Here is a 17,055-nt window from a genome sequence, read left to right as displayed (position 1 = left end):
TTAAGGTGACCTACCTGGAATTTCAAGGAGTAAGTCACAACTATAATGGGGAGCAACAAGTCATCCATAGCCTGCATTTGCAGGTACAGGAGGGTGAATTTGTTACCCTGGTCGGGAGAAGCGGGTGCGGCAAGACGACCCTGTTAAAAATGGCAGCAGGATTGCTGACGCCTGACGAAGGAAAGGTCCGGATCGCGGACAAGCCGGTAACGAAGCCGCAAACCCAAGTTGGTGTTGTATTTCAAGCGCCTACTTTGTTGGAATGGCAAACCGTAAGGGAGAATGTCCTGCTGCCGGTGTCTTTGGTGCGTAAGCCGACACGGGCGGACCGGGAAGCGGCAGATGCCTATTTGGAACGCATGGGTTTGGCTCTGCATGCGGATAAATATCCCGCCGAGCTGTCCGGCGGACAGCAAAGCCGCGTGGGCATTGCCCGAGCATTGATACGAGAGCCGTCCTTGCTGCTGATGGATGAGCCTTTCGCCGCGTTGGATGCGTTGACAAGGGAGTCTTTGCAGGAGGATCTCCTCCAGCTGTGCAGGAGCAAGAAGATCACGGTCCTCTTTATTACCCATGATATTACGGAGGCCGTGTATTTATCGGATCGTGTCATTGTTCTTCATGGAGGAGGAATTGCGGGGGAATACTCCGTACCTCTACCTGATTCGCGCCATTATGAGATGCGCTATGACAGCGAATTTAACCGAGTCTGTCTAGCGGTAAGACAGGCGATGGAAGGAGGGGAGCGGAAGTGATTCGGAATTCTATCCTTCCGGTCGGGCTTTTTGTACTGATGATCGCCGTATGGGAGGGCTTTGTCCGCTCCAGCGGGGTCTCAGAGCTGGTACTGCCTGCCCCCTCTGTCATAGCGGATACCCTGTGGACGGGTTTGGTCACTGGATATTTTACGAAACATATCGGCCAAACGCTGCTCGAGATTGTACTCGGCTTGCTGCTGGGCGGCTTGTTCGGGGTTCTTTGCGGAATCGGGATGGGAGAGTGGGCGTGGTTAAGGCGGCTTTTATCCCCTTATATCGTGGCCAGTCAAGCGGTCCCTAAGCTGGCGCTGGCTCCGTTATTTATGATCTGGTTCGGATTCGGAACCACCCCCAAAGTCGTCATCACGGCGTTAATCTCCTTCTTTCCTCTGCTGGAAAGCACTGTAACCGCTATCCACTACGTAGACCCGTTGAAGCGGGACTTGTTCCGGGTGCTGGGGGCCTCCCGGTGGCAGACGTTGATCCGGTTGAAGCTGCCGGCGGGATTGCCTGGTATTCTTTCAGGGCTTCGCGTCGCTGTGGTGTTGGCTGTAGTGGGGGCGGTGGTCGGTGAGTTTATCGGGGGCAACCAAGGCCTCGGCGCTTTGATCATCGCCTCCCAGGGCATGATGGATACGCCCTTGATGTTTTCTGTGCTGCTGCTGCTCACTGTTCTGGGCATGGCCTTGTATCAAGTGGTTATTATCGTAGAGCGGATCAAATTAAAACCATATAAAAGGGAGAAAGACAAATGAAAAAATATTCTATCGCAGCCATCATGATATTGGCGGGGAGTCTGCTGTTATCGGCATGTGGCACCTCATCCTCGAATGAAACCCATTCAGCTCCACCGGCAGCCGAGGCGCCATCGCAGCCGCAAAAGGTCGTAATGGCCAGCTGGAGCAAGCCGATCACCGAACAAACGAATCTTTATCATGCGGAGGAGCAAGGCTGGTTTAAGGAAAAAGGTATTGATTTTACGTTTGTTCCGGGTGCCGGGGGCGGAGATGCGATTAAGAACATTTTGTCCAAGCAGGCCGACATTGCGTTTACAGACCCGGGTTCCTTATACTTTGCTTTAGATAAAGGCGAGAAGCTGCATGTCATTTATAATATTTATCCTCAAAACGTATTTAATATCGTGTCTCTGAAGGATAAAAACATCCAGGATCCTAAAGATCTCAAGGGGAAAAAGATCGGGGTATACAGTCTATCCAGCGGCACCCGGCATAACCTGCTGGTTGTTCTGAATCAGGCTGGACTAACGGAAAAGGACGTCACCATCGTGGAAACCGGCGTATCCAATTTCGCTCCTCTGATCCAAGGACAGGTAGATGCAACGGCGGCCACAGATACGGGCTTGTCCGATGCGAAGCTGAAGGGACTCGGAGACGTGAATGTCATCAACGTGAGGGATTCTTTGAATGTACCGAGCGATGTGTTCGTTGTAACCGAGGAGACCTTCCAGCAGAAGAAAGAAATGCTGAAGAACTTCCTGGAGGCTTATAAGAAAAGCGCAGAGTGGATGATTCAGAATCCCGACGCGGCAGCGGAAGTTGCTTTGACAAAAGCAATCGACGGGAAAGATAAGCAGCGCAATGTGGAGATTATTAAACTTCGCAATGAATCGACGGTATCCGCAGATACGGACAAAAACGGACTCGGTTGGCTGGATGCGTCTGTGCTGCAGGAAGGCGCCGATGTATATAAGAAGCTCGGTTTGATCGAAAACAATTTGAAGCTAAATGACATTGTGACCAATGACCTGGTGCCGAAGAAGTAATGCCCTAAGTGTGAGCCGGAATCAAGCTTTCAATAATGGGAATTGTGATATAGGGAGGGGGAACGCATTTGAAGGCGGAATCGAGAGAAATCGTACAACATATTTTGGGGTATATCGAGCGCTTCTCGGCAGGCGATGTAACGGAGGCGGAAACGGAGGCTTCGTTTCAAGAGGCAGCCATGAAGCTGTTTCGCTATCAATTCCAGCATAACGCAGCGTACAAGAAATATGGCCAGGCCCGGCGTAAATCCCCATTAACGGTAAGGGATTGGCGAGAAATTCCGCCGATCCCGATTCAGGCGTTTAAAGAGCTGACGCTATCCTGCGAGCCGGCGGAGGAAGCGGAAGCCGTATTCATGACAAGCGGAACAACGAATGCGGACAAGCGGGGCAAGCATTATCATCCGACCTTGGAGGTATGGGATGCCTCGATGGCGCCTCCTTTCAAACATTATGTGCTTCCGGACCGTGACCAGATTACGGTATTGGTGCTGTCTCCCGCGGCCGACCTGAATCGTAATTCTTCCCTCTCCCGTTATTTGACGAAGGCTGTGGAGCATTACGGCACATCCGGCAGCCGGTTTTTCTACTCGCAAGAAGGCGGGTTGGATATGGAAGGGGTTCTTGCGTCACTTCAGGAGTGTGCGGCTCGTAACGAACCGGTGCTTCTGATCGGGGCCACCTTTGCTTATGTGCATTTGCTGGATTACTGTGCTGAACATTCATATCAAGTCGAGCTTCCGCAGGGGAGCCGTCTTTTTGATACAGGCGGTCTGAAAGGACAGTCCCGCGAGATCGCGGCGGAGGAGCTGTACCAGAAGATCGAAGGGTATTTTGGACTGAAGCGCGAGTCCTGCGTGAATATGTACGGGATGACCGAGCTCAGCTCCCAAATCTATGATCAGACCATACGCAGCAGCTTACTTACGGGACGCACCGTGCACGAAAAAGCGAATCCCCCCTGGATTCGAACGCTTGTTCTTCATCCTGATTCATTGGAGCCGGTTCCTGATGGGGAAACCGGTGTGCTTGCCCATTATGATCTGGGCAGTTGGAATTCGGCATTTGCTGTTCTCACGGAGGATATGGGGTATAAGAACGAACACGGGCTTGTCCTGCTGGGGAGGATCAAAGGCTCGGAAGCCCGCGGCTGCTCCATAGCCATCGACCAGCTGATGAGTTCAAATAAGAAGTAGGTGAAAGTATGAGCTCAATGGAGAGGATAACCGTAAGAACTGCGTATAAAGTCCCAGATGCAATCCGGCTGACCTCGTTCACGGAGCGGCATTTCAATGGTCCTCAGGGAACGCTCGTTCTTAAATACCCGGATTTGACACCGGAGTTGATCGGGGACATCGCCCGGGAAATATCCATGCGGCGAAGGGATTATTTGTCCCGCTTAAGAACAGAACAGATTGTTGAGCGATTAGACCTGGCCGTGCGCAAATGGTTGGACCCGGACTATAACCTCCGCCGGTTGGCGGAGGCTTGGCTGCCGGTTATTACGGGCTACGACGGGGGAATGATTCGGCTCGAACTTAAACGCTTCTTCCGGACCTTTCGACGGAAGGAGCTGCTTCGCTTTCTGGACGAAGAGTTCGATGCTTCAGCGGTACTCGATGAGTTTCGGCCGCGCAAAAATGGCGGAATGAGCCGGGCGTATGGGCCTGAGCTGCTATTTCACGTCTTTTCCGGCAATGTGCCTGGGCTTCCGATCTGGAGCTTAGTCATGGGAATATTATTGAAATCGGCGAATCTGGGCAAGACGTCCTCGGCCGAACCGCTCATGGCTGTGCTGTTCGCGGAGACGTTGGCGGAAGTGGACCCGCTGCTTGCGGACTGCTTAGCCGTACTGCCGTGGAAGGGCGGCAATGAGGCGTTGGAGCAGACCGTCATTGATGCGGCGGAAGCGATTGTCGCTTACGGCTCGCAGGAAACGGTGGAAAAGCTGCGGTCAAGAGTGCCGGGGACAAAGCGCTTCGTCAGTTACGGCTATAAGATCAGCTTCGCCATGATCGGGAAAGAGGCGCTGACCGCGGACCGGTATCAGGAAACGGCTCGGAGGCTGGCGGAGGATGCATCGATCTACGATCAGCAGGGGTGCTTGGCGCCGCATAGTGTGTTTGTCGAAGAAGGCGGAGCGGTGACTCCGCGTCAGTTCGGGCAGCTGTTGGCTTCCGAGATGGAGCGCTATCACGAGAAGAAGCCCAGAGCGGTTCTGTCGGACGAGGAATCGATGGCTATTCACGCGGTTAGACAGCGGTTTGAAATGATGGGTCTACGGGGAGAGCCCATAGCGGTCTATGCTAGTAGGACGGGAACGGATTGGACCGTTATTTATCATGGTCAGCCCGGCTTCGAAGCGTCTCCATTGAACCGGACGGTTCATGTGTTTGCATGTGAGTCCTTGGAGTCGGCCGCTGATCAGATACAGCCTTACCGGGACTACCTGCAGACGGTCGGCCTGGCTGTCGGTCCGGACCGGTTAGAACCGGTGGCCGGACTGCTTGGTATGTACGGGGCTACCCGTATCTGCGCGGTCGGGGAGATGTCGCGTACTCCTTCGGGCTGGCATCATGACGGACACTTGAATTTACTGGATTTGGTCCGCTGGGTCGATTTGGAACGAAGCGTTGAGCAGGATGCCGAACGTTACGATCCCGATGTAGAGTAAAGGGGGATGCGAATGGACTTCGCAGGAAAGACGGTTTTGGTCACAGGCGCGAGCCGGGGCATCGGCGCAAGTATTGCCAAGGCGTTCGGTGCTCTGGGAGCCTTGGTTATCGTTAACTATATAAGCAATAAAAAAGCGGCCTCGGAAGTGGTGGATCACATCCGGCAGACGGGCGGAGAGGCCGCGGCCTTGCAGGCCGATGTAACGGATGGGGAATCCGTGCAGCGGATGATCTCCGAAGCGGTGGATGCTTTTGGAGGAATCGATGTCGTTGTCAATAATGCGCTCAGTCATTACAGCTTCAATCCCAAGCAGCGCCAAACGGCGTGGAATATCGAGTGGGACGACTATCAAAGACAGCTGGACGGGAGTCTTGGAGGAGCGTTTCATGTTTGTAAAGCGGTCATTCCGCACATGAAGGAACAGAACCGCGGGCGGATCGTGAACATGGTCACCAACCTGATTGATTTTCCTGTCGTACCCTATCACGATTATACAACGGCCAAGTCGGCCCTGCTTGGCTACAGCCGCAATCTGGCTGCAGAGCTCGGAGCCTTCGGCATTACGGTGAACTGTGTGGCGCCTGGACTGACGTCCCCTACCGATTCGAGCCGCGAGACGAAAGAAGATGTCAAGAATGCGATTGTCCGTCTGACGCCGATGGGACGGCTCGCTTCCCCGAATGACATTACGGGTGCTGTTTTGTTTTTTTCCTCGGAATGGGCAGGGTTTATCACGGGGCAATGCTTGAGAGTAGATGGCGGATTGACCATGCATTAGTACATGAGAAATGAGTTAAAGGGAGGATTTCCGGAATGGACATTCAAGAAGCGATCACAGCTTTGGAAAAGGTGCGGCAAAAGAACCCGCTGGTGCATAATATCACCAATGTCGTTGTGACGAACTTCACCGCCAACGGTCTGCTTGCCTTAGGAGCTTCTCCCGTCATGGCTTATGCCAAAGAGGAAGTTGCCGATATGGCTAAGATTGCAGGCGCTCTTGTATTGAACATGGGCACGTTGGATGAAGAGGTCGTCCATGCAATGCTGCTTGCCGGGAAATCGGCGAATGCGCATCAGGTGCCCGTCGTGTTTGACCCGGTAGGGGCAGGAGCCACGCCTTATCGAACGGCAGTAGCACGCCAAATCATGAAGGAAATCGATATCTCTATTCTTAGGGGCAACGCTGCCGAAGTGGCCAATGTCATCGGAGAATCGCGGAGTATTAAGGGTGTCGACGCCGCGGAAGCGGGAGGCGATGCAGCGGGACTTGCCCGTAGGGCGGCTCAGGCGTTAGGGGTCGTAGTGGTCGTTACCGGGAAAGACGATATCGTGACCGACGGAACGGTGACCTACAAAGTCAGCAACGGTACCCCGCTGCTTACCAAAGTGACCGGGACGGGCTGCTTGTTAACCTCGGTGATCGGCGCTTTTGCGGCTGTGGAGAAGAATCTGACCTTGGCCGCAGCATCTGCTTTGGCCTACTATGGAGTTGCCGCAGAAAAGGCCTTGGAAGTATCGGGTTCTGACCGCCCGGGTACGTTTCAAATCGAATTTCTGAATGAGCTTTATCGGACGGATGGAGCTGCGCTTCGTGGGCATGCGGCAATTCAGGTGGACTAAATTCGGCCTACAACATGTTTAGCCCTGCAAGCTGTTGAGTACGTTCTATCTGTGGCCAACCGTCATATGATGTATGATCCGACACTTGTAGGGCTTCCGTAGGAAAAACCATTGGGGTGATTGACAAAAGTCACCAGCCTGGTTTATATTTCATTTAAAGCGTTTTCAAATCAAATATATAAAACGATGTACTATATTATAAAACAACATCGCACCAATACTCCTAGACGATTAGCAGTTCCTTCCCATGAAGCCTACACGTTTCAATTTGGTATCTTCAGACTATAGCACTTCTTTTTGTGAACAATAACCAAAACATTGTTTTATAATATAAAACATTAAGATATAATTTAACCGCTTTCATAAGGTTATTAACTGGGAATCAAACCTTCAGGATTTCCAGAAATAATAAATGATTCAAACTTTATTCAAAGGGGAGTGTCATTTGTGAGAGTAAAAAGAGGGTTTAAAATGACAGCCGTTCTTCTTCTGGCTGCTTCCGTTGTACTTGCAGGTTGCGCCGGAGGAGCCGATCAAGGCGCCAGTACCGGTTCGGGAACCTCCGGGGATGCGGGGAATTCGGGTCAAGCGCCGAAAACGATCAAAGTAGCGAATTATTTTGCAATCGATCATCCGCAGAACGTAGCTCTTCGAGAGAAGTTTAAGCCTTTGGTTGAGACCAACTCCAATGGCTCTCTCAAAGTAGAGATTTATGAGAACAACAAGCTTGGCGCTGAGAAAGAATTTTATAACGGGGTTCGCAGCGGAACGATCGAGATGGGGATCCCGGGGCTGATTATGCAGGCGGATATTGAGAAAATGCAGGTCGGCGAATGGCCGTTCCTGTTTGAAAACTTTACCCATGCCAAGAAAGTGTTTGACGGTCCAATCGGTCAAGAGATGTCTGAAGATATGGAAAGCAAACACGGCGTGAAAGTGCTCGCTTGGAGCGCTAACGGGTTCCGGATGTTCTCCAGCACCAAGCCGCTTAACAGCATGGAGGATTTCAAAGGCTTCCGACTCCGTTTGCCTAACATTCCGAACTACATCGCACTGGGTCAAGCCATGAAAGCCAACGTATCGCCGCTGCCGATTTCCGAGGTGTTTACAGCACTCGAGCAAAAGGTGGTTGACGGTCAGGATAACCCGATCGCTACCTTACGCGCATCCGGTTGGTATGAGGTGCAAAAGTATGTGCTGGAATCCAATCACATGTTCAGCCCTAATATGTATATCATCAACAAGAAATTCTGGGATACACTGACGCCGGAACAGCAGCAGGTTATCCAAGATGCATCGAAAGAAGCGGCAAGCCATGAGTGGAAGCTGCTTGAAGACAGCTTTGAAGCGGATAAGAAATTCCTGCAGGAAAAGGGCTTGCAGTTCATCACGCCGGACGACAACTTCAAGAAGGCGATGCAGGATGCCGCAGCTCCATTGTACGAGGAATTCTACAAGAAATATCCTTGGGGTAAAGAAATGGTAGAAAAGATTAAGGCAGAAGCGCAATAACTGCAAAGGAAGGAAGCGCGAGGGTTTGGCACACCCAGCCCCTTTTTTATAACATCAGAAAGGATCACTTGATCTGGAAGATCCGCTTTCTGATGTTATAAAAAAATACCGCTCAATATGGGCTGGCTGCTTAGAATGACTTCGGTAAACACTGATCTGATTATAAGTGAGGGGGAAATCTGCGTGAAAAATGTAGGGAAGGCTGTTGAGCATCTGTTTAACGGTTTCATCGCTTTTGCGCTATCGCTCATGGCTATCCTGGTTTTTGGAAATGTCGTGCTGCGCTACTTGTTTAACTCCGGAATTACCTGGTCCGAGGAAATGGCCAGATTTCTGTTCATCTGGCTCGTGCTTCTCGGCGCAGTTGCTGCATTCAAGGACAATTCACATCTGGGTGTCGATATGCTTGTCAAAAGACTATCAAAACCGCTGAAAAAGATCGTATTTATTATCAGCAATGTGATTCTGCTGTTTGTTCTCTACCTGGTGGTTGAAGGAAGCTGGAAAATTACGCTTCTTAACGCTGGCAGTACCGCGCCGGCGACCGGCTTGCCGCTAACGCTGATTTACGGAACGGGTATTGTTATGGGTGTCGGTATGGCGCTGATCGTCATTATAAAGTTATACCGCATTTTGTTTGCTAATGAGGATGTTAATCAATACATGCAGATACATGAATCCGAGGAAATGATTTCACATGTAAGTCCCTCCACCTCTCATACGAATCAGGAGGTGTCAAGATGACCGTTGCCGTATTCCTTGGATCTTTGCTTGGCGCCATGGCGCTTGGCATCCCGATCGCTTTTTCGCTGTTGGTAAGCGGAGTGGTGTTGATGTACACGATGGATATATTCGACAGCCAGATTATGGCCCAGAACTTGATTGATGGTGCCGACAACTTCCCGCTGCTGGCCATTCCTTTTTTTATTCTTGCGGGGGAAATTATGAATGCGGGCGGCATTTCCAAGCGCATTATAGATTTCGCTATGGCGCTCGTCGGTCATATCAAAGGAGGGCTCGGTTATGTAGCGATTCTCGGAAGTGTGATCTTCGCAGGTCTATCCGGCTCTGCTGTTGCGGATGCGGCTGCGCTCGGAGCGATATTAATTCCAATGATGGTTGCGGCGGGATACAACAAAAACCGTTCCGCAGGGTTGATTGCCTCTGGCGCCATCATTGCTCCCGTCATTCCGCCAAGCATCCCGATGATCATTTTCGGCGTGACTAGCGGTGTATCGATCACTAAATTGTTTATGGCTGGCATTATCCCTGGGTTATTGCTTGCTGTAGGTTTGACTATTGCCTGGTTTTTGATTGTACGTAAGGATCAATATAAAGTGTTCCCGAAAAAATCGGGGAAGGAAATTTTGAGAGCATCTGGTCAAGCGATATGGGCGCTTTTTTTGCCGGTGATTATCATTGCCGGTTTGCGCGGGGGAGCATTTACACCGACTGAAGCGGCGGTTGTTGCGGCTTTCTATGCATTGTTCGTCAGTGTCGTAATTTATCGTGAGCTGAAGCTTCAAGATTTGTATCGCGTACTGGTTTCTTCAGGAAAAATGACGAGCGTTGTCATGTTCCTGGCTGCAGCAGCGCTGGTATCGTCTTGGTTGATCACTGTAGCGAATATACCTAACGAACTGACGACCATGCTCGGTCCGTTGATGGACAATCAATTGCTTCTTTTAATGATGATTAACCTCGTTGTCTTCTTGGTCGGAACGGCCATGGATTTGACCCCTACGATTCTGATCCTGACGCCGGTGCTTATGCCGATCGTTATTGCTGGAGGAATCGATCCGGTGCTTTTTGGACTTCTGTTTGTTCTTAACTGCTCGATCGGTCTGCTTACGCCTCCGGTAGGAACCGTACTGAACGTTGTGGCCGGGGTAGGGAAACTGAGCATGGAAGACATTATGAAGGGCGTTTGGCCGTTCTTGCTGGTCGAACTCATCGTGCTGCTTCTTCTCACTTTGTTCCCGCAGATCGTACTTGTTCCACTTGGTTGGTTTACTTCATAGAGGAGGAAATGGTAGATGAAAAAATGGAAAGTTGTCGTTACGGATTGGGAGTATACAGATCTGCGGTTTGAGGAAAGCGTATTGCTTCGCCACGAAGCTATCGAACTCGTAGCTGCCCAGTGCAAAACCGAGGAAGACGTGATTGAGGTATGCCGAGACGCCGATGCGCTGATCAACCAATACGCTCCGCTTAGCCGCAAGGTCATTGAAGCGCTGGAGAACTGCAAGGTCATCACGCGCTATGGCGTCGGGGTGAACACGATTGATCTGGATGCCGCTACGGACAAGGGAATCTGCGTAGCCAACGTGCCGGATTACTGCATGGATGAAGTGGCCGACCATGCGCTAGCATTGCTCCTGAGCTGGACCAGGAAGATTACGCTGGCTAATCATCATGTGAAAAACGGCAATTGGGACTTCAAGGTCACGCAGCCGATTTATCGTCTCCGCGGAAGAACGATTGGCTTAGTCGGCTTCGGCAAAATTCCTCAGATGCTGGCGGAAAAAGTAAAGCCGCTCGGCTTGAAGATTCTTGCTTATGATCCTTATTATCCGAAGCATTCGGCTGAAGAGAAGGGGGTCACGCTGGTCGAGCTGGATGAGCTGTGTGCCCAATCCGATTTTATCTCCGTACATGCTCCGCTTATGGAAGCTACGCGCGGGATGATGAGTGAGAAGCAATTTGCCCAGATGAAGAAAGAGGCCATTATCATCAATACTTCCCGAGGACCGGTCATTAATGAAAAGGCACTTGTCGATGCTTTGACTAGAGGACAGATTGCCGGAGCGGCGCTGGACGTTGTGGAAGAAGAGCCGATCGCAAAGGACCATCCGTTCCTGTCGATGGATAACGTCATCTTAACGCCTCACGTGGCTTGGTATTCGGAAGAATCGGCAGCGGAGATGCGCTCCAAAGCAGCTATGGGTGTAGTCGATGTATTGATTGCCGGTGAATATCCGAAGTACCTGGTGAATCAGAAGGTGAAGGAGCAGGTAGAAATGAAGGCCTCACAGCCGGAGCTGCGATATCAAACCCTTTAAGCATATAATCCAAAAATAAGATTGGGGGAATCACACATGAAATGGTTCAAAAAAGCAATGATCGGTATTACACTGCCGAGCTTACTTGTAGTGAGCGCTTGCGGTGGAACGACGAGCAATGACCCAGCGCCGGCACAGGGGAATTCCGGAGCTCCGGCAGCAGCGCCAGCTAAAGAATCCCGTACCCTCAGAGCAGGGATCGGCTTGAATGAGGATCATCCGCAGGGTCAAGGCTTAAAGAAATTCGCCGAACTGGTGAACGAAAAGAGCGGCGGCAGCATGAAGGTGCAAACATTCTTCTCCGCTCAATTGGGCGATGACTTGAAAATGACGAACGCGCTAAAAGCCGGCACGCAGGAAATCACGATTCCTTCGACTTCTCCGCTCACCTCGATGGTAAAAGAATTCGGCATGTACGATTTTCCGTTCGTGTTCAATAACGACAAAGAAGCAGATGCGGTGCTTGATGGGCCTGTGGGGAAAAAATTGCTCGATATGCTGCCGCAGCAAGGACTTATTGGATTAACTTATTGGGAGAACGGTTTCCGTAATTTGACGAACAGCAAGAAGCCGGTTGCGACGGCAGCCGATTTTCAGGGACTGAGAGTCCGCACACTGCAAAGCAAAGTGCATATTGAAGCATTCAGCGCTTTAGGAGCTAATCCGTCGCCAATGCCGTTCTCCGAAGTATTCAGCGCATTGGAAGGCAAAACGGTTGATGGACAAGAAAATCCGCTGCCGACGATCGAATCCAATAAGTACTTTGAAGTGCAGAAATTTTTGAGCTTGACGAATCACGTTTACACGCCGTTCGTATTCCTTGTCAGTAAAAAGTTCTGGGACGGATTGACTCCGGATGAGCAAAAGATTTTGCAGGAAGCATCTATCGAGGCAGGTAAATTCCAACGTGAAATGAACCGGGAGAAAAATAAGCAATCATTGGAAAACTTGAAGAAGGCCGGTATGCAGGTTAATGAAGTTAAACCGGAAGACAGAGCGAAGATGCAGGAAATCGTCAAGCCTGTCCTCGATACTTTCTCCAAAGAGTTAGGCGAAGCTTTAATCAAAGAAATGTACGATGAAGTAAACAAGGCGCGCGGGAATTAAGGCAACGCGGCATGTTCCGGAAGCGGCCTGGCTGGGAGCAACAGGAGTATCGATATTTTCGGAGCCGCTTTCCATGGATTTTGCCGTAAAGGCGCATGACTAGATCGATTTGAAAATGGTTCGCTCTGAACCAGTAATACGTTAACTAAAGGAGATGCGACCCTTGCAAAAAACTCGTGATGTGATTGAACAGCTTGGATTCCCGCGTGGTGACCTTCATGATCTGCCGTCCTCCACCAAGACGTTTCCGGATGGCGCCCAGTATCGGGTTGAAATTCCCAGCGTCGAAGGACCTGCCTCCTTTGAGGGGGTGATTGAAGCTTGCAAGCAATATGATGTGTTGATTCACCGTGTGTCTCAGGGCAGCGGCATCATGCTGCTTACCGATGAAGAGCTGAAGCAAATGGCGGAAATCGGCAAGCGCGAAAACCTGGAGGTCAGCTTGTTTGTCGGACCTCGAGGCACGTGGGATACTAACGCTATGCCTTGGGCTAGTGCCGGAAAGGTCATCGGACTTCGTGTAGAAAGCATGGATCAGCTCGTTTATTCGATCGAGGATATTAAGCGTGCCTGCGACATGGGCATCCGCAGTATTCTCGTAGCGGATGAAGGGCTGCTTTGGCTTGTAAATGAGTTTAAAAAGAAGGGCGAGCTGCCGGAAGAATTGGTCGTAAAAATTTCCGTGCAAATGGCGCAAGCTAACCCCGTTTCCATTAAACTGATCGAAAGCGTAGGGGCAGACACCTATAACGTTCCGACCGATCTTACCCTGGCCCGCCTTGCTGCGATTCGTCAGGCTATTGATATTCCGATCGACATTTATGTTGAAGTCCCAGACGATATCGGCGGATTTATCCGGCATTACGAAATTCCGGAAATCATCCGTGTGGCTGCTCCAGTATATATTAAGTTTGGATTGCGCAATTCACCTAACATTTACCCTTCCGGCACGCATTTGGAGCAAACCTCGATTGCACTGTGCAAAGAGCGCGTGAGACGAGCAAGAATTGGTTTGGATATGATCAAGCGGTACAGTCCCGATTTGAAAACCTCAGAAAAAGGCGCTGCCGGATTAGGGGTTCCTGTGATCGAGTAAAAATGAAAGGTTTCCGTAAAAGGGTGAAAAAACATGCCGATGATTCAATCTGTAGAACGCGCACTTTTGATTTTGGATTTGTTCGATGAGTATGACACTGAGCTAAAAATCACCGAAATCAGCGATCGCATGGTTCTGCATAAGAGCACCGTTCATTCTCTCTTAAAAACGCTTCAGGTTCATCGCTATATTGAGCAAAATCCCGAAAATGGAAAATACCGCTTGGGAATGAAGCTGCTCGAGAGAGGGACGATCGTCATGCATAATCTCGATATTCGGAACGTTGTAAGAAAGCACCTGATCCAATTATCGAGCAGTTCCGGCCAGACGACCAATTTGGTCATCCTGGACGGCAAAGAGGGCGTCTACATCGATAAAGTGGAAGGACCAAAGGCCATTATCCGTTATTCCCGTATCGGCAAACGAATTCCAATTCATTGCAGTGCGGTTGGCAAAGTACTCGTTGCTTATAAAATTCCAAAAGAGTTAAAGAAATTACTTGAAGGTTATGTTTACAGGTCACATACGCCAAAAACGATTATGAGCGAATCTTATTTTATGCAAGAGCTTGAGAAGGTACGCGAACAGGGTTACTCTGTCGACAATGAAGAAAATGAGCCGGGTGTGCGCTGCATCGCAGTCCCGGTAAGGGATCATACTGGGCAGGTTATCGCCGCGATCAGTATGTCAACGCTCATCGCACGCGTTAACGATGCGGAGTTGATTGAACACGTGAAATTCCTGCAGCAGGCCGCTGAGGAAATTTCAGACCAGATGGGATTCGGCATTCCTTCATTTCATCATGCCCGGGAAGTGCTCTAAGGATATGAGGGAGTTCAATATATACAAACTGGGGAGGCATATTTTATGCGTATAATTCGATATATTAATGAGTCCGATGTATCTACGGTCGCTGCTTTAACGGACGAGAATCAAGTGTTTGTGCTGCCGTATCAAGGATTTATGGAGCTGACGCAGGCTGCTTCGGAGCAGGGCACGACTCCATTGAAGCTCGTTCAGCACGAAATCGAAGGCGGTAACCCTCTTCCAACGGCCGTCGAAAGCCTTCGTCTACTGGTGCCGATTGAAGCCCCTGAGGTATGGGCGGCCGGCGTTACCTATGCCCGAAGCAAGGAAGCCCGAAACTATGAAGCTACCGGCGGCAAGCTGGATGCAACGACGTTTTACGATAAAGTATACGATGCGGAGCGTCCGGAAATTTTCTTGAAATCGACTGCCGCAAGGACCGTGGGTCCCAATGACGATGTTTACCTGCGCAGCGATTCAGACTGGCAAATTCCGGAGACGGAGCTCGGACTTGTCATCGACAGCAAAGGGACGATTCTAGGTTATACCGTCGGTAATGATATGAGCTGCCGTGACATCGAAGGGGAAAATCCGCTCTATCTTCCGCAAGCTAAAGTTTGGAAACGATCGTGCTCCATCGGGCCGTCCATCCGTTTGGCGGAAACCGTGAAGGATCCGTACACTTTCGAAATTGCATGCCGAATTTACCGCAATAATGAGAAGGTCGTTGAAGGTACGGCAAGCACCGGGCAGTTAAAGAGAAAGCTTGATGAGCTGGTTTCTTTCCTAATTAGAGATAATGAAATTTTTGACGGCACGGTCCTTCTTACGGGGACTTGCATCGTTCCGCCGAATGAGTTCACGTTGGAGGATGGCGACCGCATTGAGAATGAAATCACAAATATCGGTGTGCTGACGAACTTCGTAAAACGCCAATAAGCGGATGACGGAAATATTAAAACAGCATGATTTCGGTATCTGGCGCATTGGCCCTACATTCTAATTTGTTATTCGGAAGGAGTCCTATTAAAAATGAACGTACAAACTGAAGCCAAAACCTATTTGAACTACATTAACGGAGAGTGGACTGCCGCTTCCACCGGTAAAACGGACGCGAGCATTAACCCTGCGAACAAGCATGAAATTGTCGGCTATTTTCAAAAATCCGGCAAGGAAGACCTGGACCGTGCCGTAGCTGCTGCCAAGAAGGCTCTGACGCAGTGGAAAAAGCTGTCCGGCCCGGCTCGTGGAGAGTACCTGTACAAAATGGCGAACGCCCTGGAAAAGCGTCTCGATGAAGTAGCGGAAACGATGACGAGGGAAATGGGGAAGACGCTGCCTGAAGCCAAGGGCGAAACCGCGCGCGGCATTGCGATTTTGCGTTATTACGCAGGTGAGGGCATGCGTAAGAACGGCGATGTCATTCCGTCTACCGATGCAGATGCTCTGATGTTTACCACACGCGCTCCGCTGGGCGTGGTAGGTGTGATTACGCCTTGGAACTTCCCTGTGGCCATTCCGATTTGGAAAATGGCACCCGCGCTCGTATACGGAAATACTGTTGTCATCAAGCCTGCCCAAGAAACGGCTGTCACTGCAGCGAAAGTGATCGAATGCTTGACTGAAGCCGGGCTGCCTGCCGGCGTCTTGAATCTGGTCACAGGCAACGGGTCCGTCATCGGACAGGGCATTATCGATCATCCGGACATTAACGGTATCACATTCACCGGCTCTGATAACGTTGGGAAAATGGTTGGACAGGGTGCGCTTGCACGCGGTGCTAAATACCAGCTGGAGATGGGCGGCAAAAATCCGGTTATCGTGGCGGCCGATGCGGACCTGGATCTTGCGGTCGATGCGACCATCAGCGGCGGTCTTCGTTCCACTGGTCAAAAATGTACCGCAACCAGCCGTGTTATCGTTCAAAGCGCGGTATATGACGAGTTCAAACAAAAGCTTCTGGCCAAGGTGAAAGACATCAAGGTCGGCCATGGGCTGCAGAGCGAAACATGGATGGGGCCTTGCGCCAGCCAAAGCCAATTGGATACCGTTCTTTCGTATATTCAAAAAGGGATTGAGGAAGGGGCAATTCTTCTTCACGGCGGAAGTCAACCTGAAGGAGAAGGGTTGGAGAACGGCTTCTATGTGGAGCCGACCGTGTTTGAGAACGTGAAGTCCGAGATGACCATCGCGCAGGAAGAAATTTTCGGACCTGTGCTTGCCTTGATTAAGGTCGATTCCGTGCAGGAAGCGGTCGAGATCGCTAACGACGTGAAGTTCGGTCTCAGCGCGTCTATTTTCACCCGTGACATCGGCAATATCCTGAATTTCATCAAGGATATGGACGCTGGTCTTGTCCGTGTCAATTCCGAAAGTGCGGGCGTAGAGCTGCAGGCTCCGTTTGGCGGTATGAAACAATCAAGCTCCCATTCCCGTGAGCAGGGTCAAGCGGCGATCGAATTTTTCACTTCGATCAAAACCGTATTCGTCAAACCATAAAAGAGTCGTAATGAGATAGGAAATGGAGGGCTGGATTTGCTTGCAGAAAAAGCAAATCAGCCCTCCATTTTTAGTGAGAGAACGTGTATGGATCTCATAGTAAAACTCACATAGGGATATCTAAAAATAGATTGT

Annotated in this window: 16 protein-coding genes; all 16 read left to right on the top strand. The window is 50.6% G+C overall.

Going from position 1 to position 17,055, the window contains the following annotated elements; all coding sequences use genetic code 11:
* The first annotated feature begins 5 nt into the window (after window positions 1-5).
* The 16 genes from JOE45_RS15755 to gucD all read left to right on the top strand — a co-directional run bounded on the left by JOE45_RS15755 (window position 6) and on the right by gucD (window position 16,920).
* On the top strand, window positions 6-755 hold the full coding sequence (locus JOE45_RS15755; protein ID WP_210019344.1) for an ABC transporter ATP-binding protein: 750 nt from the start codon (window positions 6-8) through the stop codon (window positions 753-755).
* On the top strand, window positions 752-1,513 hold the full coding sequence (locus tag JOE45_RS15750; protein ID WP_210019345.1) for an ABC transporter permease: 762 nt from the start codon (window positions 752-754) through the stop codon (window positions 1,511-1,513). The genes JOE45_RS15755 and JOE45_RS15750 overlap by 4 nt, the downstream gene beginning before the upstream one ends.
* On the top strand, window positions 1,510-2,541 hold the full coding sequence (locus JOE45_RS15745; protein WP_210019346.1) for an ABC transporter substrate-binding protein: 1,032 nt from the start codon (window positions 1,510-1,512) through the stop codon (window positions 2,539-2,541). The genes JOE45_RS15750 and JOE45_RS15745 overlap by 4 nt, the downstream gene beginning before the upstream one ends.
* A 68-nt stretch (window positions 2,542-2,609) precedes the next feature.
* Window positions 2,610-3,737 carry a LuxE/PaaK family acyltransferase gene (locus tag JOE45_RS15740; RefSeq protein ID WP_210019347.1) on the top strand — a complete coding sequence of 376 codons (1,128 nt, stop codon included), beginning with the start codon at window positions 2,610-2,612 and terminating at the stop codon, window positions 3,735-3,737.
* A 17-nt stretch (window positions 3,738-3,754) separates the two neighbouring features.
* A complete protein-coding gene (locus tag JOE45_RS15735) occupies window positions 3,755-5,215 on the top strand; it encodes an acyl-CoA reductase (RefSeq protein ID WP_210024691.1) in 1,461 nt (486 codons plus the stop codon).
* A gap of 12 nt (window positions 5,216-5,227) precedes the next feature.
* On the top strand, window positions 5,228-5,995 hold the full coding sequence (locus JOE45_RS15730; RefSeq protein WP_210019349.1) for a 3-oxoacyl-ACP reductase: 768 nt from the start codon (window positions 5,228-5,230) through the stop codon (window positions 5,993-5,995).
* Between the two features lie 35 nt (window positions 5,996-6,030).
* Complete coding sequence (gene thiM, locus JOE45_RS15725) at window positions 6,031-6,837, top strand: hydroxyethylthiazole kinase (RefSeq protein ID WP_210019350.1); 807 nt, start codon at window positions 6,031-6,033, stop codon at window positions 6,835-6,837.
* 447 nt (window positions 6,838-7,284) lie between these two features.
* Window positions 7,285-8,349 (top strand): TRAP transporter substrate-binding protein, encoded by a 1,065-nt coding sequence (locus JOE45_RS15720; RefSeq protein WP_348632546.1) that lies wholly within the window; start codon window positions 7,285-7,287, stop codon window positions 8,347-8,349.
* Window positions 8,350-8,532: 183 nt separating this feature from the next.
* Window positions 8,533-9,093: a TRAP transporter small permease gene (locus JOE45_RS15715; protein WP_348632545.1), complete on the top strand. Its 561-nt coding sequence runs from the start codon at window positions 8,533-8,535 to the stop codon at window positions 9,091-9,093.
* A complete protein-coding gene (locus JOE45_RS15710; protein ID WP_210019352.1) occupies window positions 9,090-10,370 on the top strand; it encodes a TRAP transporter large permease in 1,281 nt (426 codons plus the stop codon). The genes JOE45_RS15715 and JOE45_RS15710 overlap by 4 nt, the downstream gene beginning before the upstream one ends.
* Window positions 10,371-10,385: 15 nt before the next feature.
* The gene (locus JOE45_RS15705; RefSeq protein WP_210019353.1) at window positions 10,386-11,411 is read left to right on the top strand and encodes a C-terminal binding protein; all 1,026 of its coding nucleotides are present in this window, start codon (window positions 10,386-10,388) and stop codon (window positions 11,409-11,411) included.
* A 36-nt stretch (window positions 11,412-11,447) separates the two neighbouring features.
* Window positions 11,448-12,518, top strand: a complete 1,071-nt coding sequence (locus JOE45_RS15700) for a TRAP transporter substrate-binding protein (protein ID WP_245247018.1) — start codon at window positions 11,448-11,450, stop codon at window positions 12,516-12,518.
* Between the two features lie 154 nt (window positions 12,519-12,672).
* Entirely contained in the window at window positions 12,673-13,614 is a 942-nt protein-coding gene (locus JOE45_RS15695; RefSeq protein WP_461480188.1) for a U32 family peptidase, read from the top strand.
* Between the two features lie 33 nt (window positions 13,615-13,647).
* Window positions 13,648-14,436, top strand: a complete 789-nt coding sequence (locus JOE45_RS15690) for an IclR family transcriptional regulator (protein WP_210019355.1) — start codon at window positions 13,648-13,650, stop codon at window positions 14,434-14,436.
* A gap of 45 nt (window positions 14,437-14,481) precedes the next feature.
* On the top strand, window positions 14,482-15,360 hold the full coding sequence (locus JOE45_RS15685) for a fumarylacetoacetate hydrolase family protein (RefSeq protein ID WP_210019356.1): 879 nt from the start codon (window positions 14,482-14,484) through the stop codon (window positions 15,358-15,360).
* A gap of 93 nt (window positions 15,361-15,453) precedes the next feature.
* On the top strand, window positions 15,454-16,920 hold the full coding sequence (gene gucD / locus JOE45_RS15680; RefSeq protein ID WP_210019357.1) for an alpha-ketoglutaric semialdehyde dehydrogenase GucD: 1,467 nt from the start codon (window positions 15,454-15,456) through the stop codon (window positions 16,918-16,920).
* Window positions 16,921-17,055 lie beyond the last annotated feature (135 nt).

Source organism: Paenibacillus sp. PvR098, from assembly GCF_017833255.1.
In the GTDB taxonomy this organism is placed as follows: Bacteria; Bacillota; Bacilli; order Paenibacillales; family NBRC-103111; genus Paenibacillus_G.
Note: the sequence above shows the minus strand (reverse complement) of the source record. Positions and strands in the feature narration are given on the sequence as shown.